This is a genomic window from Streptococcus infantis (genome assembly GCF_047463175.1).
Classification (GTDB): Bacteria; Bacillota; Bacilli; order Lactobacillales; family Streptococcaceae; genus Streptococcus; species Streptococcus infantis_AC.
The window spans coordinates 482,564-502,276 of sequence record NZ_JASHEJ010000001.1 but is presented as its reverse complement, the minus strand read 5'-3'; the positions used below and the strand labels follow the sequence as shown (position 1 = coordinate 502,276).

The 19,713-nt window shown below is 38.7% G+C and carries 29 protein-coding genes; all 29 read left to right on the top strand.

Annotation, left to right across the window (positions count from 1 at the left end; all coding sequences use genetic code 11):
* Positions 1 to 67: 67 nt before the first annotated feature.
* The 29 genes from metG (at position 68) to QM859_RS02485 (ending at position 19,635) form a co-directional block, all read left to right on the top strand.
* Positions 68 to 2,065: a methionine--tRNA ligase gene (gene metG / locus QM859_RS02625; protein ID WP_414262036.1), complete on the top strand. Its 1,998-nt coding sequence runs from the start codon at positions 68 to 70 to the stop codon at positions 2,063 to 2,065.
* A 104-nt stretch (positions 2,066 to 2,169) separates the two neighbouring features.
* Positions 2,170 to 3,096, top strand: a complete 927-nt coding sequence (locus QM859_RS02620; RefSeq protein WP_414262035.1) for an aldo/keto reductase — start codon at positions 2,170 to 2,172, stop codon at positions 3,094 to 3,096.
* A gap of 98 nt (positions 3,097 to 3,194) precedes the next feature.
* Complete coding sequence (locus tag QM859_RS02615) at positions 3,195 to 3,431, top strand: DUF2829 domain-containing protein (protein ID WP_000141913.1); 237 nt, start codon at positions 3,195 to 3,197, stop codon at positions 3,429 to 3,431.
* Positions 3,424 to 4,122, top strand: coding sequence for a 3-oxoacyl-ACP reductase (locus QM859_RS02610; RefSeq protein WP_414262034.1), 699 nt, complete (start codon positions 3,424 to 3,426; stop codon positions 4,120 to 4,122). Before QM859_RS02615 ends, QM859_RS02610 begins: the two co-directional genes overlap by 8 nt.
* A gap of 36 nt (positions 4,123 to 4,158) precedes the next feature.
* Positions 4,159 to 4,494, top strand: a complete 336-nt coding sequence (locus tag QM859_RS02605; protein ID WP_414262033.1) for a hypothetical protein — start codon at positions 4,159 to 4,161, stop codon at positions 4,492 to 4,494.
* An 18-nt stretch (positions 4,495 to 4,512) separates the two neighbouring features.
* Positions 4,513 to 4,932, top strand: coding sequence for an SMI1/KNR4 family protein (locus QM859_RS02600; RefSeq protein WP_414262032.1), 420 nt, complete (start codon positions 4,513 to 4,515; stop codon positions 4,930 to 4,932).
* Between the two features lie 18 nt (positions 4,933 to 4,950).
* Positions 4,951 to 5,289, top strand: a complete 339-nt coding sequence (locus QM859_RS02595) for a DUF7716 domain-containing protein (RefSeq protein ID WP_414262031.1) — start codon at positions 4,951 to 4,953, stop codon at positions 5,287 to 5,289.
* 55 nt (positions 5,290 to 5,344) lie between these two features.
* Positions 5,345 to 5,731 (top strand): hypothetical protein, encoded by a 387-nt coding sequence (locus QM859_RS02590; RefSeq protein ID WP_414262030.1) that lies wholly within the window; start codon positions 5,345 to 5,347, stop codon positions 5,729 to 5,731.
* A 43-nt stretch (positions 5,732 to 5,774) separates the two neighbouring features.
* The gene (locus QM859_RS02585) at positions 5,775 to 6,182 is read left to right on the top strand and encodes a hypothetical protein (RefSeq protein WP_414262029.1); all 408 of its coding nucleotides are present in this window, start codon (positions 5,775 to 5,777) and stop codon (positions 6,180 to 6,182) included.
* Positions 6,179 to 6,739 carry an immunity protein gene (locus QM859_RS02580; protein ID WP_414262028.1) on the top strand — a complete coding sequence of 187 codons (561 nt, stop codon included), beginning with the start codon at positions 6,179 to 6,181 and terminating at the stop codon, positions 6,737 to 6,739. The genes QM859_RS02585 and QM859_RS02580 overlap by 4 nt, the downstream gene beginning before the upstream one ends.
* A gap of 31 nt (positions 6,740 to 6,770) precedes the next feature.
* Positions 6,771 to 7,397 (top strand): hypothetical protein, encoded by a 627-nt coding sequence (locus QM859_RS02575; RefSeq protein ID WP_414262027.1) that lies wholly within the window; start codon positions 6,771 to 6,773, stop codon positions 7,395 to 7,397.
* Positions 7,398 to 7,471: 74 nt separating this feature from the next.
* Entirely contained in the window at positions 7,472 to 7,861 is a 390-nt protein-coding gene (locus QM859_RS02570) for an Imm50 family immunity protein (protein ID WP_414262026.1), read from the top strand.
* A 164-nt stretch (positions 7,862 to 8,025) separates the two neighbouring features.
* Positions 8,026 to 8,748 (top strand): hypothetical protein, encoded by a 723-nt coding sequence (locus QM859_RS02565; RefSeq protein ID WP_414262025.1) that lies wholly within the window; start codon positions 8,026 to 8,028, stop codon positions 8,746 to 8,748.
* 112 nt (positions 8,749 to 8,860) lie between these two features.
* Positions 8,861 to 9,379, top strand: coding sequence for an Imm26 family immunity protein (locus QM859_RS02560; RefSeq protein WP_414262024.1), 519 nt, complete (start codon positions 8,861 to 8,863; stop codon positions 9,377 to 9,379).
* Between the two features lie 48 nt (positions 9,380 to 9,427).
* Positions 9,428 to 9,901 (top strand): hypothetical protein, encoded by a 474-nt coding sequence (locus QM859_RS02555; protein ID WP_414262023.1) that lies wholly within the window; start codon positions 9,428 to 9,430, stop codon positions 9,899 to 9,901.
* Positions 9,902 to 10,017: 116 nt separating this feature from the next.
* Positions 10,018 to 10,458: a hypothetical protein gene (locus tag QM859_RS02550; RefSeq protein WP_414262022.1), complete on the top strand. Its 441-nt coding sequence runs from the start codon at positions 10,018 to 10,020 to the stop codon at positions 10,456 to 10,458.
* Between the two features lie 98 nt (positions 10,459 to 10,556).
* The gene (locus QM859_RS02545; protein ID WP_414262021.1) at positions 10,557 to 10,841 is read left to right on the top strand and encodes a hypothetical protein; all 285 of its coding nucleotides are present in this window, start codon (positions 10,557 to 10,559) and stop codon (positions 10,839 to 10,841) included.
* A gap of 54 nt (positions 10,842 to 10,895) precedes the next feature.
* The gene (locus QM859_RS02540; protein WP_414262020.1) at positions 10,896 to 11,459 is read left to right on the top strand and encodes a hypothetical protein; all 564 of its coding nucleotides are present in this window, start codon (positions 10,896 to 10,898) and stop codon (positions 11,457 to 11,459) included.
* 37 nt (positions 11,460 to 11,496) lie between these two features.
* A complete protein-coding gene (locus tag QM859_RS02535) occupies positions 11,497 to 11,895 on the top strand; it encodes an NTF2 fold immunity protein (RefSeq protein WP_414262019.1) in 399 nt (132 codons plus the stop codon).
* A gap of 88 nt (positions 11,896 to 11,983) precedes the next feature.
* Entirely contained in the window at positions 11,984 to 12,913 is a 930-nt protein-coding gene (locus QM859_RS02530) for a hypothetical protein (protein WP_414262018.1), read from the top strand.
* Between the two features lie 102 nt (positions 12,914 to 13,015).
* Positions 13,016 to 13,375: a hypothetical protein gene (locus tag QM859_RS02525; protein WP_129824341.1), complete on the top strand. Its 360-nt coding sequence runs from the start codon at positions 13,016 to 13,018 to the stop codon at positions 13,373 to 13,375.
* Positions 13,362 to 13,541 carry a hypothetical protein gene (locus tag QM859_RS02520; protein WP_414262017.1) on the top strand — a complete coding sequence of 60 codons (180 nt, stop codon included), beginning with the start codon at positions 13,362 to 13,364 and terminating at the stop codon, positions 13,539 to 13,541. Before QM859_RS02525 ends, QM859_RS02520 begins: the two co-directional genes overlap by 14 nt.
* Before the next feature lie 2 nt (positions 13,542 to 13,543).
* Positions 13,544 to 13,747 carry a hypothetical protein gene (locus tag QM859_RS02515; protein WP_049515419.1) on the top strand — a complete coding sequence of 68 codons (204 nt, stop codon included), beginning with the start codon at positions 13,544 to 13,546 and terminating at the stop codon, positions 13,745 to 13,747.
* A 187-nt stretch (positions 13,748 to 13,934) separates the two neighbouring features.
* On the top strand, positions 13,935 to 14,486 hold the full coding sequence (locus QM859_RS02510) for a hypothetical protein (RefSeq protein WP_414262016.1): 552 nt from the start codon (positions 13,935 to 13,937) through the stop codon (positions 14,484 to 14,486).
* 70 nt (positions 14,487 to 14,556) lie between these two features.
* Positions 14,557 to 15,162 carry a DUF6707 family protein gene (locus QM859_RS02505; RefSeq protein WP_414262015.1) on the top strand — a complete coding sequence of 202 codons (606 nt, stop codon included), beginning with the start codon at positions 14,557 to 14,559 and terminating at the stop codon, positions 15,160 to 15,162.
* A 40-nt stretch (positions 15,163 to 15,202) separates the two neighbouring features.
* Positions 15,203 to 15,703 (top strand): NUDIX hydrolase, encoded by a 501-nt coding sequence (locus tag QM859_RS02500; RefSeq protein WP_414262014.1) that lies wholly within the window; start codon positions 15,203 to 15,205, stop codon positions 15,701 to 15,703.
* Entirely contained in the window at positions 15,681 to 16,529 is an 849-nt protein-coding gene (locus tag QM859_RS02495; RefSeq protein ID WP_414262013.1) for a putative PEP-binding protein, read from the top strand. The genes QM859_RS02500 and QM859_RS02495 overlap by 23 nt, the downstream gene beginning before the upstream one ends.
* Entirely contained in the window at positions 16,526 to 16,966 is a 441-nt protein-coding gene (locus QM859_RS02490) for an ASCH domain-containing protein (RefSeq protein WP_414262012.1), read from the top strand. The genes QM859_RS02495 and QM859_RS02490 overlap by 4 nt, the downstream gene beginning before the upstream one ends.
* 122 nt (positions 16,967 to 17,088) lie before the next feature.
* Entirely contained in the window at positions 17,089 to 19,635 is a 2,547-nt protein-coding gene (locus tag QM859_RS02485) for a M1 family metallopeptidase (RefSeq protein ID WP_414262011.1), read from the top strand.
* The last annotated feature ends 78 nt before the right edge of the window (positions 19,636 to 19,713 follow it).

Genomic DNA, 19,713 nt, shown 5'->3' with positions numbered 1-19,713 from the left:
ATCACAGAAAATATGATATAATGAAGTGTTAGAAAAACAGGTTTCATTAGCCTGGAAAGGAAAAATTATGTCTGAAAAGAATTTTTATATTACAACACCGATTTACTATCCATCTGGTAAACTTCATATCGGTTCTGCCTACACAACTATCGCATGTGATGTCTTAGCACGTTACAAACGCCTGATGGGCTACGATGTCTTTTATCTGACTGGTCTTGATGAGCATGGCCAAAAGATTCAACAAAAAGCAGAAGAAGCTGGCATCACGCCTCAAGCCTATGTTGATGGAATGGCAGTTGGTGTTAAAGAACTCTGGCAATTACTGGATATCTCATATGATAAATTTATCCGTACAACTGATGACTACCATGAAAAAGTAGTAGCACAAGTTTTTGAACGCTTGCTTGCTCAAGATGACATCTACCTAGGTGAATACTCTGGTTGGTATTCAGTTTCAGATGAAGAATTCTTTACAGAAAGCCAGCTTGCGGAAGTTTTCCGTGATGAAGCTGGAAATGTAACCGGCGGTATCGCTCCATCAGGTCACGAGGTTGAATGGGTTTCAGAAGAGTCTTATTTCCTTCGCCTCAGCAAATACCAAGACCGTTTGGTCGAATTTTTCAAATCACATCCTGACTTCATCACTCCTGATGGTCGTCTCAATGAAATGTTAAAAAACTTTATCGAGCCAGGTTTGGAAGATTTAGCGGTATCACGTACAACCTTTACATGGGGTGTACCAGTCCCATCAAATCCGAAACACGTAGTCTACGTTTGGATTGATGCTCTTCTTAACTATGCGACAGCTCTTGGTTATGGTCAAGATGAACATGGCAACTTTGACAAGTTCTGGAACGGAACAGTCTTCCATATGGTTGGGAAAGACATCCTTCGTTTCCACTCGATTTATTGGCCAATCCTTCTTATGATGTTGGATATGAAATTGCCTGATCGCTTGATTGCCCATGGTTGGTTTGTCATGAAAGACGGCAAGATGTCTAAGTCTAAAGGGAATGTTGTTTACCCTGAAATGTTAGTAGAACGTTATGGACTAGATCCACTTCGTTACTACCTCATGCGTAGCCTTCCAGTCGGTTCAGACGGGACCTTCACTCCAGAAGACTATGTAGGACGTATCAACTATGAATTAGCAAATGACCTCGGAAATCTCCTCAACCGTACGGTTTCCATGATTAACAAGTACTTTGATGGTCAAATCCCTGCATATGTTGAGGGTGTAACAGACTTTGATAATGCACTTGCTCAAGTGGCAGAACAATCAATCGCTGACTACCATACCTACATGGAAGCAGTTGACTATCCACGTGCGCTTGAAGCAGTCTGGACTCTTATCTCACGTACTAATAAATACATCGATGAGACAGCTCCATGGGTCTTGGCTAAGGATGAAGTTCTTCGTGATCAATTGGCAAGTGTTATGAGTCACTTGGCAGCAAGCCTTCGTGTCGTAGCGCACTTGATTGAGCCATTTATGATGGAAACCAGTCGTGCAGTCTTGACTCAACTTGGACTCGCAGAAGTTTCTAGCCTTGAAAACTTGAGCTTGGCCGATTTCCCTGTAGGTGTAACAGTAGTTGCTAAAGGAACACCAATCTTCCCACGTCTCGATATGGAAGAAGAAATCGCCTATATCAAGGAACAAATGGAAGGCAACAAGCCAGCTGTTGAAAAAGAATGGAATCCTGATGAAGTTGAACTCAAACTAAACAAGGAAGAAATCAAGTTTGAAGACTTTGATAAGATTGAAATCCGTGTTGCTGAAGTCAAAGAAGTTTCTAAAGTAGAAGGTTCTGATAAGTTGCTTCAATTCCGCCTAGATGCTGGAGATGGTGAAGACCGTCAAATCCTGTCTGGTATTGCGAAATTCTATCCAAACGAACAAGAATTAGTCGGCAAGAAAGTACAAATCGTTGCCAACCTTAAACCACGTAAAATGATGAAAAAATATGTCAGCCAAGGTATGATTCTCTCAGCTGAACATGATGGCAAATTAACCCTTCTAACAGTTGATCCAGCTGTACCAAACGGAAGTGTGATCGGTTAAGATTAAAAAAGAACCAGTTTGAACTGGTTCTTTTCTTATGTAAGGCATCAGTTGATAAAAGTGTCATTCTGCTTTATAATGAAGAAAAAACGGAGGAAATTGCCATGAAGTACATTCCATTTGGTCAAGAGAAAAAAGAACTATCCGAAATCGTTCTCGGCATGATGCGAATCAGTGACAAGTCGGTTAAAGAGGTTGAGGAGTTGGTTGAAACAGCCCTATCTGTAGGAATCAATGCCTTTGACTTGGCAGATATCTATGGTGGAGGTCATTGCGAAGAATTACTGGGTCAAGTGTTAAACAATCGTCCTGACCTGCGAGAAAATATGTGGATCCAGTCCAAGTGTGGCATTCGCATAGAAGAATTTACCTATTTTGATTTTTCAAAAGAGTATATTCTAGAATCAGTAGACGGGATTCTAAAAAGATTGCAGGTTGATTATCTAGATAGCTTGCTTCTCCATCGTCCAGATGCTTTGATGGAGGCTGATCAAGTGGCTCAAGCCTTTGAAATTCTACACAAATCAGGTAAAGTTCGAGACTTCGGTGTGTCCAATCAAGATCCTATGATGATGGAATTACTGAAGAAAGAGGTCAAACAACCTTTATCTATCAATCAATTACAACTAAGCGCAGCTTTCACGCCAGGATTTGAATCAGGTTTCCATGTCAATATGGAAGGTGACAAGGCAGCTTTGCGCGATGGTAGCGTCTTTGAATACTGCAAATTAAACGACATGGTTATTCAGGCCTGGTCAGTCTTGCAGTTTGGATATTTCAAAGGGAATTTTGTCGGCAATGAGAAGTTCCAACAACTAAACCAAGTCCTAAATCGACTAGCCTTAAAATACGGTGTAAGCCCATCAGCTATTGCTATCGCTTGGGTGTTACGCTATCCAGCTAAGATGCAGGCAGTAGTAGGAACAACTAACCCTAAACATTTGATAGAAGCAAGCCAAGCAAGTCATGTCAACCTAACTCGAAAAGAATGGTATGAGATTTACCTAGCAGCAGGGAATGATTTGCCATAGGAAAAAATGCATTTTAAGGAATCACAGTCAAAAAGCCGTTGAAAAACGGTTTTTTGTTATAATGAAATTAAGATTTATAGATAATTAAGGAGAGAAACATGACATTTGAAGAAATTCTGCCTGGACTAAAGGCTAAGAAAAAATACGTGCGTACTGGCTGGGGTGGAGCTGAAAACTATGTCCAGCTCTTTGATACCATTGAACAAAATGGGGTCGCTCTTGAAGTGACACCCTATTTCCTCATCAACGTATCTGGTGAAGGGGAAGGTTTTTCTATGTGGAGTCCGACACCTTGTGATGTCTTAGCGACAGATTGGGTAGAAGTCCATGACTAAACGTGTCTTAGTTACTGGGGTCAGCTCTGGTATTGGTCTTGCCCAAGCTCGTCTATTTTTAGAAAAAGGTTATCAGGTTTATGGTGTAGATCAAGGGAAAAATCCAGTCTTAGATGGCGATTTCCACTTTTTACAACGTGATTTAACGCTTGACTTGGAACCAATTTTTGACTGGTGCCCTCAAGTAGATGTTCTTTGTAATACAGCGGGAGTTTTGGATGATTACAAGCCTTTACTGGAACAATCTTCTCAGGAAATCCAAGAGATTTTTGAAATCAACTATGTGACTCCAGTGGAGCTGACTCGACATTATTTAACGCAAATGCTGGAGAATAAAAAAGGAATCATCATCAATATGTGTTCCATTGCTTCAAATCTAGCTGGTGGAGGTGGACTCGCCTATACCTCGTCTAAGCATGCCTTAGCTGGCTTTACCAAGCAGTTGGCTCTAGACTATGCTGAAGCTGGAATTCAGGTCTTTGGGATCGCTCCTGGTGCAGTAAAGACTGGTATGACCGCAGCTGACTTTGAGCCAGGTGGATTGGCAGATTGGGTGGCCAGTGAATCACCTATCAAACGCTGGATTGAGCCAAGTGAAATAGCTGAAGTTAGCCTCTTCTTAGCAAGTGGGAAAGCGAGTGCTATGCAGGGACAGATTCTGACTATTGATGGTGGTTGGTCTTTGAAGTAATATAGTTGACACTCAGTGAATATGTGGAGGTAAGCTATGAAAAGAGATGAGTTTGGATTTGTCTTGCCCAATCTCTACTATCAGTTTTTATCGGACTGGAAAGAGATTGACCCCTATGAAATTGGAGATACTGGTATCTGTTTGTATGCCGAGGAGGATCTAGAGGAGCGTAATGAGACTTATCAGATTGAGGAAGTAGAGCCAGATTACTTTATGATTGGACAGGAAGGAGATTTGGCCTACTTTATCAAGAAAAATACTGATGATTGCATTTATGAAAATGAATTGGGTGCTCTAGGCTCCTTAGAAATGCAAAAAGTTGCTGCAAACGTCTATGACTTTATTGACAAGATTTTAGAGGAAGGATTGTAAAAATGGGAGGGAGAAATCATGTTTAGAGTGCTAGATGCAGATTCACCGATTTCAAAAGAAGACTTTTTACAATTTGAGGAGATTCTTGGAAAGAAATTACCGGAAGCCATGCTGAACTTCTATCTCAAGTACAACGGTGGCCAGCCCCAAGTAAGGGGTGTTCACGATAATCATCATCTCTTTCCTTTCAATTCCTTTGATTCAGTATGGGAGATGAAAAAGTCTCTGAAATGGTTTGACGATGAGGCTGTACCTGCAGGCTTTAAGGCAACAGACCTGCTCCATTTTGCCTATGATCCTGGATCTGGTAACTATGCTCTTTCTCTAAGGGCAGAGGACTATGGCAAGGTTTACTTCTATGTTTTAGAAGAAAAAGCTGAGTTGTATGGTCAATGGCCATCTTTTGAGGATTTTTTGAATTCCTTTGTTGAAGAGTGAGACTAAAAAGGAGAAGGGATGCGGAAATACCAAGAACTTTCACTAGAGCAGATAATCGAGCAGATGCGCGTGGACGAGTCTTCTTCAGATGATTTTTGCCTCTATGGCAAGGAGGATGGAGAGCTAGCACTAGATAGGCTCTATTGGGTATCAGATTATCCGGATGTCGTAGAAGACCGTGATGTCTATCCGATGGATGTAGCGAAGCAAGATCTCCAGCTAGTCTACTATGGAGAGCAGTTGTTCGATGTTCTCTCGGTTGCACTTGAGGAAAAGCCAGATGCAAGTCCCCAAGACTTGGTCGAGGCTTTGAATTATTATCATCAGCACGATAACTTTATGCCCTTTAATGATTAGCTAGTTTGATTAGAGAAATGGTATCTGATGACTGAGAGCATAAGGAGAGAAAATGATGAGAGAATATAAATTTGATGTCCATAACGAGATGTTTGTATCGATTCCAGAGGAAAGAGAAAAGGTCTGCCTTGCTTTAAGTGATTCTTTAAAGGTTATCAATGAGGAGTTAACTCCGTCTTATAAAGCAAAACTCGATAATCTCCTGGATCAATCATCAGTATGGTATTCAAAAGCTTTGGAAAAAATTCAGGAGGAATTTCCAGAACTAGCGCACGCCAGACTCCTATCCATTTTTATTTTGTCTGAACAGACGGACATAGACCTGATTTTTGGTTTGGAATTTGGACTGAGAGAGGATTCGGAGCATGGTAGAGGGCTTAAATTCTCCCTCAATAGTCTTGAAATTTTAGAATATGGTTTAGGGGAAGTCGCGTACTACTAGGTGTAGTCGATAACAAAAGAAGCACTAGAAGATGGAGCAGGATATGGTTGAGAAAGAATGGCGTTTTTATTCATCAGAGGATGATAGGGAGTGGGTGATTTTATCCGATCGTGATAGGGCTGAAACAAAAGAGGATATCCACTCTGTCAATCAGAAAGAAGCCGTTATGCGGATGTATCGAAGACCGGGTGACTTTGTCTCAGTATCTTTGCTGTCCGCTTCTTATGAAATAGACGATGTAACAGGGAAACTTGGACATGAGCGCGATTTCTATTTAAAAATTGAATGCCTGCAAGATGGATGGGCCAGTATCAGCTCTCAGGTCTATAAAAAAGAGGAAGCAGTAACCTTAGCAAGCCTCTTTATGGGACTCAGAAAAGATGCGGCTATCAAGCTTTGGAAGTTAAAAAAATTGGGTGAAAAGAATCTAGGAGATCGGATAGAAAAATGACAGTTACTATTGATGAATTAGTGAAGGAGCTTGGTTTTTGTGTGGTGCCTACAGAGGAGAAACCATTTAGTCTGGATGATGTCCGTTTCAACCTTTTGGCATATTTAGAGGATTATTCTAAAATGGGATTTTCTTTTTTCAAAGTAGCTACTGATCTAGTAAAACTAAGGAAAGAGCAAGAGAGTTATAGGCTTTTTGGCCAGTGTTTTTTAGGTGCTTTTGTGATTGGAGAAGAGGAACAAGTCTTCTTACTTTGCAATCGAGAAGGAAGAGAAGTTTTTCAAGAATCAAGGGTTTATGTCAATTCTTCCTTACATACTTTTGTTTCCTCCTATTCGCTCTTTCTATCAGGCATCTTTCTTTTGAAAGCAAAGTTTTATGAGATTGAGCAAGATGAAGTTGAAGAGATTGCAGCAAATTTGAAGAACCAAGTACTTGCTTTGGAAAAGCCCCTTGAACAAGAATTGCCTTTCTGGGAGCACATGGCCTATTTGATAGAAGACGATGGAATCGTTCTAAGAGATGATCTCTTTTATATCCTGAACAAAGAGCAGTAAATTCAAATGGAGATATAAAGAGGATTTAAAAATGGACTATGTAGATGAGTTAACTTCAGGACGTACGCCCTTGGTAAAAAAAGCTGCGAAAAAAATTTTAAAGGGTAAACTAAAAGGATATGGACCATTTTTGCATCAAGCCTTGGAAGGCGAGATGGAAAAACCTAGATCGTGGGAATCACAAATGTACTTACTCTACGCCATGGCCGCAACGGATTGCACAGAAGAAGTCCCCTATCTCAAGTCATTACTGCTGAGAGATATTCCAACCCCTGTAACCTATCGCTCTCTAGCAGTAGCGATTGCTTATCTAGAAAATTTAGAAACAGAGAACTTGTCTTTTGTTTATGAATCCTTGGAATCGAATAACTCATCTCAAGCTGCAGGTGCCTGTGCAGCGATATATCAGAGAAAGATTGTGCTGAAAGATGACGATTTTAACAAAATTATGTCTTATGTGACTCAACCTAAATATCTTGAGCATATTGGTCAAGTCATAAATCCATTTTTATTTATCTTAGCAGCATCTTATCTATATCCAGAACAGAATCGCCAGAAAATTGTTGACTTTTCTCGTCAGTTCGATATATCTATCGTCAAGGACTTAATCAATGACGTTACAAAAGGAAAGGACGGCAGGAGGGTCAGTCTATTCTAAAATCTCCTTAAAGAGCGAAACAATAACTCTTAAAAACAAGACTTTTATTCATTTTTAAAAAAGGAGTTCATACTGTGAAATGGTTTGAAAAAGTAGTGGGGAAGGAAAAGATTATTCATTTGTTTGATGGTGATTTGGACTTGAAGAATGTATTTCTTGATACTGTGTTATGTTACGATTACAAATTAGATCTTGTCTTTTATTTATTTGATTTGCCAACTAATTTCCCTGAAAAGTGGCAGAAAAGTGCATTTAATGCCATAAAAATTAATTTAGAGTTTTTTAATTTAGATAAAATCCATTTTTATTCTAAGGGGATTCATAAGGTGAATGGTCAACTGGAACTGCTCTTTTTAGAGAATAAGGTTGAATTCAATTTTATAAATCAAAATGATGTGATGTTATCGGGATCTTCTGACCTAGTTAGCATTGCTGAGATTGCTCCTGTAAAGATTGATACTTAAAGATGTATTCCTAGCTTATTTGCGGAGATTCAGGATGATCAAACAATCCACCATTATTAGGAGGGACACCACGACTATGGGAAAAAGTGAAGGAAGAGCACAAACATTAGACCTTGACCTAAGGCTAAATCTTTCTACAAGAAAAAAACTACGAGACCACAAATATGAAGTTACAGTATTTTGAAATAGATAAGCCCTATGTGGAAAATCAACAGAGGATTGAGGAGCTGATGGACTTAGCTACGTTAACATACGAGGAAGCTAGAGTTGAAGACTACCGACAGAATTGGAAAGACCAGCGAAGAGCGTTCGTATATGAATCCAAATGTATGACCTCTATGGTAGAACGGCTTTTCAAACCAGTTATAACCCAGGATTGTTGGAAAATCATCGTAGAATGTGTAGATACGATTAGCAATCCAGCTATCATGAATCTACTTGGCGTCTATACTGTTCAGGTTTTATTTGATTTTTCTAGCTATGAAAGTTTGAGTCCATTGGAACAGAAAAAGATGCTCTCAGAGGCCTTGTTAAAAGGGGTAAAGCGCGTGTTTCAGGAGCTCTTTATTCCATGCTCCTTGATAGAGGATGTAGTCAATGAAATAGAGAAAAACGGTTACGAAAATAGCTGGGAGTGGAAAAGGAAGAAGATCCAATCCACGAGCTTTTCCATTCAAGTGGAGCATCAGCTTGATAAGGTGGATTTGTTTTGGAAGATAGAGCAAAAGGATAAGAGCATCCGTCAGTTGATTCAATCCTACCCTGCTCATGAGATGGACTATGGGGCTAAGCTTGGTAAACTGGAAGCAAAAGGTAACTTCCTATATCTGTTGGATAAAGAGAATGAGGTTGTGAGCAAGCTAGAGCTGGAAACAATACCTGAATGAACCCCAAAAAACTAGCCATTGTCCATAAAACACTTATCAATAGAAAGTAAGCAAGATAGTAGGAAATGGCCATATAACAAAATAGAATACAAAAGATTAAGGGTCAAAAACTATGGTGAATAAATTAGCAAATGTTCGTGAAGGAGAAATTTTCGCAATTCCATTGTTTTTATCGGATAGATCTGATTTAGAGAGATTTAAAAAATCTGATTTCTCTGGGAAAAATAAAAAATTCGCCTATTGTAGAATCATCAAAGATCTAGGTGGTGGCGGTATACTCATAGAGGTTTTTACTTTAATCGATGGATTGTCTCCTGAAATAGAGGACATCATCCAATCAGGAAGGTTATTTCCGCCAATTGCCATAAATGGTCTGGGAATATATAAAAAACGTTGGCCGAAAGTCGGACAACAAGAGAAGTATGACTGCGAAATAGATTCTCATTTTTCTCAAATACAGTTAGTTCTTCCTGCCTTACCGCATGAAAAGCCAAGATTATGGCAGAATGGTCAAGAAAAGTTTATTTCTTTTGAGGAGAGCAAGGATTATGAAGAATGGACAGTTTGGCTTTTTTCTCATTTAGAAAAGAGAATTATTGAAAGTTTAAAAGCAAGAGGAATCAAGATTTAGTTATGAAATCAGATTATTTTTTTAAATGACAGAATTGAGGTAGACTGGATGAATTGGGATGATGAGATTGAACGTCTTATAAAAAGTGATTTCTTTTTTAAAATGGGAGAAACTGAACAAATAGATCATGTTATCTTTATAAAAAACGTCAATGAAGCTTTTATAAATCCTACGGAAGAAGCTTTTGAGAATCTATATAAAATAATGAATTGGCTTCCGTCGTCGCTGAGTGATAAAGATCCTTTTTATGGGGATCTTAAGGTTCCAGAAGAACTTGTAGATTATAGGAAAAGGGTTAGTCAAATTATATTCCAAAAGGCAAGAGAGACGGACAAAAGCCTGTTTGTATCCGGAGCGCATGATTTTTCAAATGTTGCTAAAATGGGAATGGTCTTTGCTTTTAGACAATACTTAGTAGAAAAGTCCTTGTCGCTAGGGTCTTATTGGGAAAATATTGTTAACTTGTATTATATGGGACATTGGCCGATAGGGTATTTTGAAGGGATCCTGTTTGCTATTTAAGATAACATGATTTAAAAGTAAATACAAAAGTATGAGGCTTTGCTAGAGATTTATTCTGACCTATCAATTGTTTTTCATGAAGCAAGCATCCTTTAGCTAACGAGAGAGCAAGAACAATGAGTGACTTAAAAAAGAGATTATCTTTATTAAAAGTAGAAAAACGAATCAATCAGTTGAAGGGTATTAAGGATGTTCATTTTCTGACCGATAAACCTAAAGAAATTGATTGGTATGCTGGAGAGTTGAATCCTATAGACTCTCCGCTTCCTTGTCTTTATGAATTTCCTGTTGCCCACACTACTCAAGATTTAAGTAGGTCAATTCAAAGTCTAGTTGGCAATAGCAGGCAGTTTATCCTAGTTTTTTGGGAGTTTTCAGCAGTTTACGTCTTGTTTCAAATGGAGTCTTTGGATGAATTCTTGCCCTCTTATTTTAGTGAATTTTCTACCAGAGACCTGACGCTATTCTTTCAAGACCAGGAAAAAGTATTGGATCTCCATTTAGCGGAGGATAAAGTAGAAGTGAGAGTCTTGGAGAATAAGGCTAAGAAGCCGTAGATTCTATAATGTGAAAGCTTAACATTGAATTAGTCGATGAAAGAGGCAAAGAGGAAAGAATGCCATTCTTGGAGAGACAAATGGTAAAGGTGGTTCTAATGTGTGAAAAAGAATATTATTATTATGGCAATAGTGAGTTTATGTCAGGACTAGGAGTTATTTATACAGAGTTTACTGGTCAGCGTGCAAGTCGACAAATTAACGTTTTGAATGGGCACTTTTATGCTTCTTCTTGCCTACAGGATTATGTTCCAGAAGTAGGGTTTCTACTCTATGATGGTCGAAAAGATGAGTTGGATCTATCAGACTCCATCAAGATTAGTCAAGAGGAATTTGAACGAATTTGGGCTCAGGCTGTCACTAGCGGTCAGAATGATACGTAATTGTCAGTTGAAAATAGCCAAATATAATCCCAAAAATGTGAGAGGAGTCCAATAATGATGCTCAATTTGTTGAAGGAATTCGTAGAAGTCTATCATAGAAAAAAGGGCTTAGGAGAGCTTATATTTACTAGTGACTGTCTCCATGTCGAAAAGCCAGATTTGTCTGGTCAATTGAAAGAGTTCTACCAGCATTTAGACTTTGATGAAGAAGCTTATTTTAGAGGAGCTCCCTATGATCTTGCTCTAATTCCTCTCCCTCTATGTGAAGCTGCATCAGAAGGATGGCAGGATCCTAGCTGGAAAGAGAGTTATGTGATTTTTGCCCACATGATGGGCGATGAGCCAATCTTTTGTGATCTAACTAGCGAGCTTAGTCCTGTATTTGGCAAGATTCCTGGAAATTCTAAGCTCTATAGCTTAAGCCCCTCTTTATCTACTTTCTTGTCTACCTATAGTCAGATGAAAAAGCTAGAAATCACCAAGTTTGAGAATAACATCTACATTGATGAGGACTTGTCGGACTATAAAGAAGGTTTTTTAACAGGAATCATGGCTATTATCGATGAGCAACTTCCTGAAGCCTATCGAAAAGACTTTATTGAATTTATGTTGGGCTGATGTAAAAAACCGAAGAATGGGAAAAGTAGGAGGAAACATGACTCATACGAACCTAGCAAAAGAAACCCTACTCCAGTTTATGCAGGCTATGTATACTTGGGAAAGAAAAGCCACTAGGAGCCTAAGAAACAAAGCTGATAAAGAGATGTTGAAGGATGAATTAGCTGCTATATTTGATCAGTTTTGTACATCTAAAAAAATACTCAGAGCAAGGGAAGTATCTTTATCCGTCCGGTTTCCGTTTGACTATAAATTAGAAACACATCCCATCGTTGATGAAGAGCATGATGGGAATCAAGCTTATTTCTATCTCAAGGAGAATCGTTCTGGTATAGAAACTCTCTATCGTTTTCAAATGGTTTTTCAAAAGGGGAAATGGTGGATTGATAAGAAAGAATGGCTTGATGATGGGAAGTGGATCAATTCTTCCTTGTGAAATACTGGATAGTATAGGAATGCAGGAAGAGATGTACTTCAAAAAACAGTGGTAGTTAAGTGTAAGAAATGAAATTTTAGAGGTCAATATGAATAAAATACTTTCAAATCAAAAAAGGAAATTAACAACCATTAAAAATCAAGTACTAAAGGCGAGAGATTTTGATCTTGAAAAAGCACAGCTTTTTACTACTAAAGCAATTTTAGAAGCATTAAAAGCAGGCAAAAAAAGCCTTGAGATCAATTGGGAGGAAAACGGGAAAACAGAAACCTACTCCTATAAACATGTACGGATGGTTCATGCTATTAAACCATATACTTTGGTTTCTGAGTTCATTGAAAACAAGACATCTGAAACCTATCAATCTTTGCTAAATGGCTGTTTTTGTTCTGTAATGGCAGATATGGCTTCTGCTAAATATTTAGCGAAAGGTGGCTCAAACTTTGATACAGATATTTGTTTGACTATCTTATTTGCCCTTGCCTATTTAGATGATACTTATGTCGAATTTTTAATTGATAAATTAGCCTATTTCAAAGAAGCCCAAGTTGAAAAAGGGAAAAAAGTTATTTTCTTTTCAGCCAAGAGTTTATTGCCTTTAGTCGTTTTTCTTTATGGAAATGGACAGGGAGACCGGTTAGCTAGCTTGCTCGAAAATGCCTGTGATGCTAAATATAAACCCTTGGACTCGAACCCTTATAATAATGTGAATGATGCCTATAAACAGGTTATGGAAACTATTTTTTCAGAGGATGTTGATGTTTTTAGACATACAATTATATCTATGTGTGATTATCATTTAGCGAACACCAAAGATAGTCATTTAGTAGACTTCAATACCTTACTATGGCAGTATTTCCCAATTGAAATCTTAGTTTTACTAAAAGAACGTCAGAAAAGAGGCCTCCCAATCGACGGGCTTAGCCATCCCTTGCTTGATGACTTTTTACCCTATTTCATGAATGACTTTCAGATATCCGAGCAAAATAAGATGATACTTGGAACAATCATAGAGTAGCAGTGTGAAATGATGAGCAATCGATTTATAGTAGTATCAATGTATAAGAAATACCCTCTTGAGGGAGCGATATTTCAATAGTAACCAAAAAGGAAATAAGAAATGAAGAACTATTTACTGGATGAAAGGATATTTCAGTATCCTGAATCGTTTAAAAAATTGATCGAACTTAATTTAATTGATTTTGATATTTGGTATCTGTTGGATTCAGAATGGGCCCTGTCTTTGTATAAGGGATTGCAGGAAAGGTACCCAACCCGAAAGTTGATTCCATTTGCTAAAAGAGGAGATTGTGATGATACAGCTTGTTTTGAAATAGGAAAGGGCAATAAAGTCCAACTCATTCATGATTTTTCTGCAGAAGGATGGGAACAGCGGAAAGAGTTTAATGACTTTTGGGAATGGGTGGAATATGCAGTTAAATGCATGATCGAATTTAATAAGGAGGATGGTATTGAATAATTATAAACATTTCTTTACGGAGTTGAGTAAGGAAATTTCTTATGTTCTGCACCATAATACACCAATTCAACGTGGTGGTGGGGTATATGATATGAATAATATTACTGTGATGACACCTAGATTCCATTTAGATGTTTTAGATAGGGGTTACCACTTTGGGAGATAGTTATGAGTAATATAGATAGATTAAAATTTTTAATAAATAAAATATTAAGTTCTCCACATTTGTCTGAAGAGGAGTTGAATCCATATATAGATGAGCTTTTAGAATTAAGTCCAGATCCGAATATTATGGACTATATGTTTTGGGATGATCTCACGTTAGATGAAATTATAAATAAAGCTATGAGTTATAAGCCTATATATTTATAAGTTAAAGAGTTTAGTCTTTTTTACTTAAAGTATGTTTTAAGCAAGCTATTATTTTCCGGAATGAACAAGGCTACTTGGATATGGATTATAGAAAGCATGCTGAGATAGCACATGAGATAAATCCAAATGTGAAGCTATGGCAGGAATTCTTAAGTAAGACTTTAGAGGAATGACCAAGGAGATAAAAATGGCAGTAGTTACTGTATTAAAAAAGATCATTAGACTCTATGAGGAAACAACGTTTATTCCCCAATCGGTGAGTTTTTCAGATACAAAATTAAGTACCCAGTCTTCCAATTTGACAGGAGAATTGCTTGATTACTATCAACATATAGAGTTCAAAGAGGATTTGTTTTTTGCCAATCAAAATTTTAATATCATTTTGTTGCCATTAGATTCGTACGCAAGAACAGTTGAATGCTGGGCCTTACAAGATGTTTCTCAATTTAGTGAAGGGCAATACCAGATATTCGCTACTACAGATATAGACGATATTCTTTTTTGTGATACGAAAGATGAAAGTTCTCCCGTTTACGCAGGCAGTCCTGGAGATCCTAGTTTCTACAAACTCAGTGAAAGTTTGACGGAGTTTTTGGAGTTTTATATTGCTTTTACTAATTTTTGGAAGCAAAGAGAAGATGTATCTTTGGAGGAATATATTGAGCAAACAGGAGATTTGATTGAGAACTTCATTTCCCCAGACGCCCAAGCGACAGCGAAAGAATATCTATTAAGGTAAGTGTGAGCTGGGATAGATTTGCAATTAAAGCCCTTCTCTATAAAAAAATGAACTGGATAGGAGAAAAGAAATGAATGTGAAAGAACTAATCGAAGAGGTTGAAAATGATGCTGAGTTCTTCTCGTATTTAAACCAGGTTCCCAAAAAGAATAAGAAAACCCAAGCTAGCTATCTTGAATCGCTGAATCATCTGGCCTATTTACTTTATCTGGATGGCCAAGAGGAAATGGCTAAGAAATTATTAGATAGGATCATACAAGTTCCATTTGAAGGGAATTATAACACTTGGACCTTTGTTGCGAGCTCTCTGGTTTTATTGGCCTATCTGGAAAGAGAGACAGAACATCAGGTACTCGTCTATAAAAAACTCCTTTTGTCTCCGTTAGAACAAGGGGAGGAATCCACTCAAAACATAAGAAGGAGAGTTCATCAGAGATTTTTGAATGGTGATAGCTTGGAGCAAAAGCTTGCAAAAATCGAGCAAGCTTCAAGTCTTGAATCAGAAATGGAACGTCGTCTGCTATACCTGACAGATTTATTGAAGATTCACCTCTTTATTGCTGAGTCAACGTTTGAAGAGACAGATATCCAAGCAAAAATCGAAGAGAATATGGATATACTAAAGAAGTATATCAAGGAGCATGAAATTTATAGCCTCTTTCCTTTTAAGGGATAAGGTAAGTTATCGATCTTGGACTTTTAGAAAAGAGTAGAATATGGAAATCAAAAAACACTTTGGTGTCTATGGCATTTGCTTTGAGAATGGGAAATTGCTCTGTATTGAAAAAACAAGAGGCCCCTATCAGCATCGTTTTGACCTACCGGGTGGTAGTCAGGAACTCGGTGAGGGGTTGACGGAAACCCTCAAGAGAGAGGTTCTGGAGGAGACAGGCTATACGCTTAGCCGTTACTTAAATCCTAGAATTTATGACGTGATGGTTCAAGAAGAGGGCAAAGATTTTGCAGTACACCATATCATGGCCTTTTATGATATCGTACTCGATTTAGAGAGCTCTCAACAATCCCTTCCTCATGAAGTTTTTGATGGAAGCAATGATTCAGCAAATGCCATTTGGCTTCCTATTGAGCAGATTACCGAAGAAAATGCCTCGCCTTTAGTATTGAAAGTGAAGGCAGAGTTACGAGGATTTCCAGAATTGGACAAGACCTCTTACATGAATTGGAAGGTAAAACATGCAAAATCAACTAGCTCTTAGTGGCGAAAAAATTGTTGAAAAAGTTTATCCCCATTTATTGCATCACGTCGGCTTGATTCGTGGGGAATACTTGTTGAGAGAGCTCAATCAAAACATCCTGTTACCAAGTTGTCAGCAATTTGTAAAAGATTATCTAGACACTATTTGCCATTTATACTCAGATGAAGAAGTCTGGTATCGCTTTTCAGAATTAACAAATGCAGAAGCAAATAGTCTAGACGGGACTAAAGAGTATTTTGACGAACGCCACCCATTATTTGGATATAGAGGGACTAGGCGTTTATTGGCGTGTCCAGATGAATTTCAGGCTGAGGCACATGTCGTTACAGAAGTTTATCAAACCAATCCCAATCTGTCTGTTATTTTTCCTTTTGTCAATGATGCTGAACAGTTAAAACAAGCTATTAGAGTATTGCGCCAGCATGGTTTTACTGGAAAAGTCGGCACGATGATTGAATTACCATCAGTTTATTTTGACTTGGACAGGATACTGGAAACGGGTATTTCAAAGATTGTAGTGGGAATGAATGATTTGACTTCTTTTATTTTTGCGACTGTGAGAAATAGTCAATGGCATGATATGGAAAGTCCCATTATGTTAGAAATGCTGAGACAGATGCAAGATAAAGCAAGGACGAAAAAGATAGATTTCGCCGTAGCAGGATATCTGAATGCTTCTTTCATACAAAAAATGAATCAAATGGATATCAAATGTATTATCCATTACAGTTCTATTCCAGAGATTTTTAATTTAGAGATTGACTATCCAGATCATCTCAAACGTGTAAAAGAAGAAAGTAAAAAAATACAAAGGAGCAACCTATGACACCTCAAGAAATGTGGAATGCCTACAAGCAAATTAACCCCTCTATCGGAGATGAGATAGATGCCTGGGCTTTTGGGGTGGAAGCAGATCTCTTGGCAGACTTGGTTCTAAGAGGCGAAAAAACAGCAACAGCCTCAGCCTATGACCTCTACGCACTAGAGGACGAACCCCTTCCACAAGAAGGGACTTTCGATGTCATTTTAGACAGTCAAAACCAGGCTGTCTGCATTGTCGAAATTACCAAGGTTTCTGTTCAGCCCTTCTATCAAGTGTCTGCTGAGCATGCCTACAAGGAAGGCGAAGGTGACAAATCTCTGGCCTATTGGCGTCAGGTTCATGAAGAGTTTTTTACGGAGTGGTTGGAGGAAGCAGGTCTGACGTTTACACCTGACAGCAAGGTGGTTTTAGAAGAATTTCGCAAGGTTTATCCTCTCTAGACTACTCTAAGGAAGAAAGTTTTGGAAATCACTGTCCAAAGCTTTTTTCTGACTTAAAATATGATAAAATAGGTATGTTTGAACTAGAGCATTCGCTCATAAATTTAGAATAGGAGAATATGATGCAAGCAGTAGAACATTATATCGAAAAATTTGTTCCTGAACATTATGATTTATTTTTAGACTTGAGTCGTGAGACCAAGACGTTTTCAGGAAAAGTAACCATTGCTGGTCAAGCTAAAAGTGACCGTATTTCCCTTCACCAAAAAGACTTGGAAATTGCTTCAGTTGAAGTAGCAGGACAATCTCGTCCATTTACAGTCGATAACGAAAACGAAGCTCTTCATATCGAACTTACAGAAGCAGGTTCAGTTGAATTGGTTCTTGCTTTTTCAGGGAAAATCACAGACAACATGACAGGAATCTATCCATCATACTACACAGTTGATGGTGTTAAGAAGGAAGTCTTGTCGACTCAGTTTGAGAGCCACTTTGCCCGTGAAGCCTTCCCATGTGTGGATGAGCCAGAAGCTAAAGCAACCTTTGACCTAGCACTTCGTTTTGACCAAGCAGAAGGTGAACTTGCCTTGTCAAACATGCCGGAAATCGATGTTGAAAACCGTAAGGAAACTGGCATCTGGAAATTTGAGACAACTCCACGTATGTCTTCTTACTTGCTAGCTTTCGTTGCTGGTGATTTGCAAGGGGTAACTGCTACAACTAAAAACGGTACTCTCGTTGGTGTCTACTCAACCAAGGCCCATCCACTTTCGAACCTTGAGTTTTCACTAGACATCGCTGTTCGTTCTATCGAATTTTACGAAGACTACTACGGAGTCAAGTATCCAATCCCTCAATCGCTTCATATCGCCCTTCCTGACTTCTCTGCAGGTGCTATGGAAAACTGGGGTCTTGTGACTTACCGTGAAGTTTACTTGGTTGTGGATGAGAACTCTACCTTTGCCAGCCGTCAACAAGTTGCTCTTGTCATTGCCCATGAGCTTGCCCACCAATGGTTCGGTAACCTTGTGACTATGAAGTGGTGGGATGACCTCTGGCTCAACGAAAGCTTCGCTAATATGATGGAATATGTCTGTGTGGATGCCATCGAGCCAAGCTGGAATATCTTTGAAGATTTCCAAACAAGTGGAGTGCCAGCCGCTCTTAAACGTGATGCAACTGATGGTGTTCAGTCTGTTCACGTCGAAGTCAAACACCCAGATGAAATCAATACGCTCTTTGATGGTGCTATCGTTTATGCGAAGGGTAGCCGTCTCATGCACATGCTTCGTCGTTGGTTAGGAGATGCAGATTTTGCTAAAGGCTTGCATGCTTACTTTGAAAAACACCAATACGGAAATACTATTGGCCGTGACCTTTGGAATGCACTCGGACAAGCATCTGGTCGTGATGTAGCAGCCTTCATGGATTCTTGGCTGGAACAACCTGGCTATCCAGTTTTGACTGCTACAGTTGAAAATGATGTTTTGAAGATTTCTCAAAAACAATTCTTTATCGGTGAGCACGAAGACAAGAACCGTCTCTGGGTAGTACCCCTTAACAGTAACTGGAAAGGACTACCAGATACTCTGGAAACTGAAAGTATCGAAATTCCTGGCTATGCAGCGCTTCTTGCTGAAAACAAAACAGCTCTTCGTCTTAACACTGAAAATACTGCCCACTACATTACGGACTATCAAGGTGAATTACTGGATGCTATCCTTTCAGAATTAGTAGAACTTGATAATACAAGTAAGCTTCAAATCGTCCAAGAACGTCGCTTGCTTGCTGAAGCAGGACATGTATCATATGCAGACTTACTTCCAGTCCTTGATAAACTTGCCAAGGAAGAATCTTACCTGGTTGTTGCTGCAGTTTCTCAAGTTATTAGTGCCCTTGAGCGCTTTATTGATGAAGGAACAGAAGTTGAGAAAGACTTTAATAACCTCATTGCTAAGTTGGCCCGTCACAACTATGAACGACTTGGTTTTGAAGCAAAAGAGGGTGAATCTGATGAAGATGAATTGGTTCGTCAATTAACCATTTCTATGATGATTCGTTCAAATGATGAAGAAGCTAGTCAAGTTGCTAGTCAAATCTTTGCAGCTCATAAAGAAAATCTTGCAGGACTTCCAGCAGCTATTCGTGCTCAAGTCCTCATCAATGAGATCAAACATCATGAGACTAAGGACTTGGTAGCGAATTATCTGGATCTTTACACTCATGCAACAGATGCAGTCTTCAAACGTCAATTAGCAGCTGCGCTTGCATATTCTACAGATGCAGAAAACATCCAAACCCTTCTTGCAACTTGGAAGGACAAATTTGTTGTGAAACCACAGGACCTTTCAGCATGGTACCTCCAATTCCTTGGACACCAAGCTACCCAAGAAACTGTTTGGGTTTGGGCGCGTGAAAACTGGGATTGGATTAAGGCAGCCCTTGGTGGAGATATGAGCTTTGATAGCTTTGTCATTTTCCCATCACACATATTTAAAACAGAACAACGTTTGGCAGAGTATAAAGCCTTCTTTGAACCACAACTTTCTGACCTAGCTCTTAGCCGTAATATCAGCATGGGTATCAAAGATATCGCAGCACGCGTTGAATTGATTAAACGTGAGAAAGCAGCAGTTGAAGCAGTTGTTGCACAATATGGCAAGGCTTAAAAACTTCTTGACTAAATAGAACATAAAAACTCAACTTTCTCATAGAAAAACAAGGAAAGTTGAGTTTTTTTTAAGATA

Coding starts and splice junctions, on each gene's coding strand:
- metG (WP_414262036.1), top strand. CDS start 68: ATGTCTGAAAAGAATTTTTATATTACAACACCGATTTACTATCCATCT.
- QM859_RS02620 (WP_414262035.1), top strand. CDS start 2,170: ATGAAGTACATTCCATTTGGTCAAGAGAAAAAAGAACTATCCGAAATC.
- QM859_RS02615 (WP_000141913.1), top strand. CDS start 3,195: ATGACATTTGAAGAAATTCTGCCTGGACTAAAGGCTAAGAAAAAATAC.
- QM859_RS02610 (WP_414262034.1), top strand. CDS start 3,424: ATGACTAAACGTGTCTTAGTTACTGGGGTCAGCTCTGGTATTGGTCTT.
- QM859_RS02605 (WP_414262033.1), top strand. CDS start 4,159: ATGAAAAGAGATGAGTTTGGATTTGTCTTGCCCAATCTCTACTATCAG.
- QM859_RS02600 (WP_414262032.1), top strand. CDS start 4,513: ATGTTTAGAGTGCTAGATGCAGATTCACCGATTTCAAAAGAAGACTTT.
- QM859_RS02595 (WP_414262031.1), top strand. CDS start 4,951: ATGCGGAAATACCAAGAACTTTCACTAGAGCAGATAATCGAGCAGATG.
- QM859_RS02590 (WP_414262030.1), top strand. CDS start 5,345: ATGAGAGAATATAAATTTGATGTCCATAACGAGATGTTTGTATCGATT.
- QM859_RS02585 (WP_414262029.1), top strand. CDS start 5,775: ATGGTTGAGAAAGAATGGCGTTTTTATTCATCAGAGGATGATAGGGAG.
- QM859_RS02580 (WP_414262028.1), top strand. CDS start 6,179: ATGACAGTTACTATTGATGAATTAGTGAAGGAGCTTGGTTTTTGTGTG.
- QM859_RS02575 (WP_414262027.1), top strand. CDS start 6,771: ATGGACTATGTAGATGAGTTAACTTCAGGACGTACGCCCTTGGTAAAA.
- QM859_RS02565 (WP_414262025.1), top strand. CDS start 8,026: ATGAAGTTACAGTATTTTGAAATAGATAAGCCCTATGTGGAAAATCAA.
- QM859_RS02560 (WP_414262024.1), top strand. CDS start 8,861: ATGGTGAATAAATTAGCAAATGTTCGTGAAGGAGAAATTTTCGCAATT.
- QM859_RS02555 (WP_414262023.1), top strand. CDS start 9,428: ATGAATTGGGATGATGAGATTGAACGTCTTATAAAAAGTGATTTCTTT.
- QM859_RS02550 (WP_414262022.1), top strand. CDS start 10,018: ATGAGTGACTTAAAAAAGAGATTATCTTTATTAAAAGTAGAAAAACGA.
- QM859_RS02545 (WP_414262021.1), top strand. CDS start 10,557: ATGTGTGAAAAAGAATATTATTATTATGGCAATAGTGAGTTTATGTCA.
- QM859_RS02540 (WP_414262020.1), top strand. CDS start 10,896: ATGATGCTCAATTTGTTGAAGGAATTCGTAGAAGTCTATCATAGAAAA.
- QM859_RS02535 (WP_414262019.1), top strand. CDS start 11,497: ATGACTCATACGAACCTAGCAAAAGAAACCCTACTCCAGTTTATGCAG.
- QM859_RS02530 (WP_414262018.1), top strand. CDS start 11,984: ATGAATAAAATACTTTCAAATCAAAAAAGGAAATTAACAACCATTAAA.
- QM859_RS02525 (WP_129824341.1), top strand. CDS start 13,016: ATGAAGAACTATTTACTGGATGAAAGGATATTTCAGTATCCTGAATCG.
- QM859_RS02520 (WP_414262017.1), top strand. CDS start 13,362: ATGGTATTGAATAATTATAAACATTTCTTTACGGAGTTGAGTAAGGAA.
- QM859_RS02515 (WP_049515419.1), top strand. CDS start 13,544: ATGAGTAATATAGATAGATTAAAATTTTTAATAAATAAAATATTAAGT.
- QM859_RS02510 (WP_414262016.1), top strand. CDS start 13,935: ATGGCAGTAGTTACTGTATTAAAAAAGATCATTAGACTCTATGAGGAA.
- QM859_RS02505 (WP_414262015.1), top strand. CDS start 14,557: ATGAATGTGAAAGAACTAATCGAAGAGGTTGAAAATGATGCTGAGTTC.
- QM859_RS02500 (WP_414262014.1), top strand. CDS start 15,203: ATGGAAATCAAAAAACACTTTGGTGTCTATGGCATTTGCTTTGAGAAT.
- QM859_RS02495 (WP_414262013.1), top strand. CDS start 15,681: ATGCAAAATCAACTAGCTCTTAGTGGCGAAAAAATTGTTGAAAAAGTT.
- QM859_RS02490 (WP_414262012.1), top strand. CDS start 16,526: ATGACACCTCAAGAAATGTGGAATGCCTACAAGCAAATTAACCCCTCT.
- QM859_RS02485 (WP_414262011.1), top strand. CDS start 17,089: ATGCAAGCAGTAGAACATTATATCGAAAAATTTGTTCCTGAACATTAT.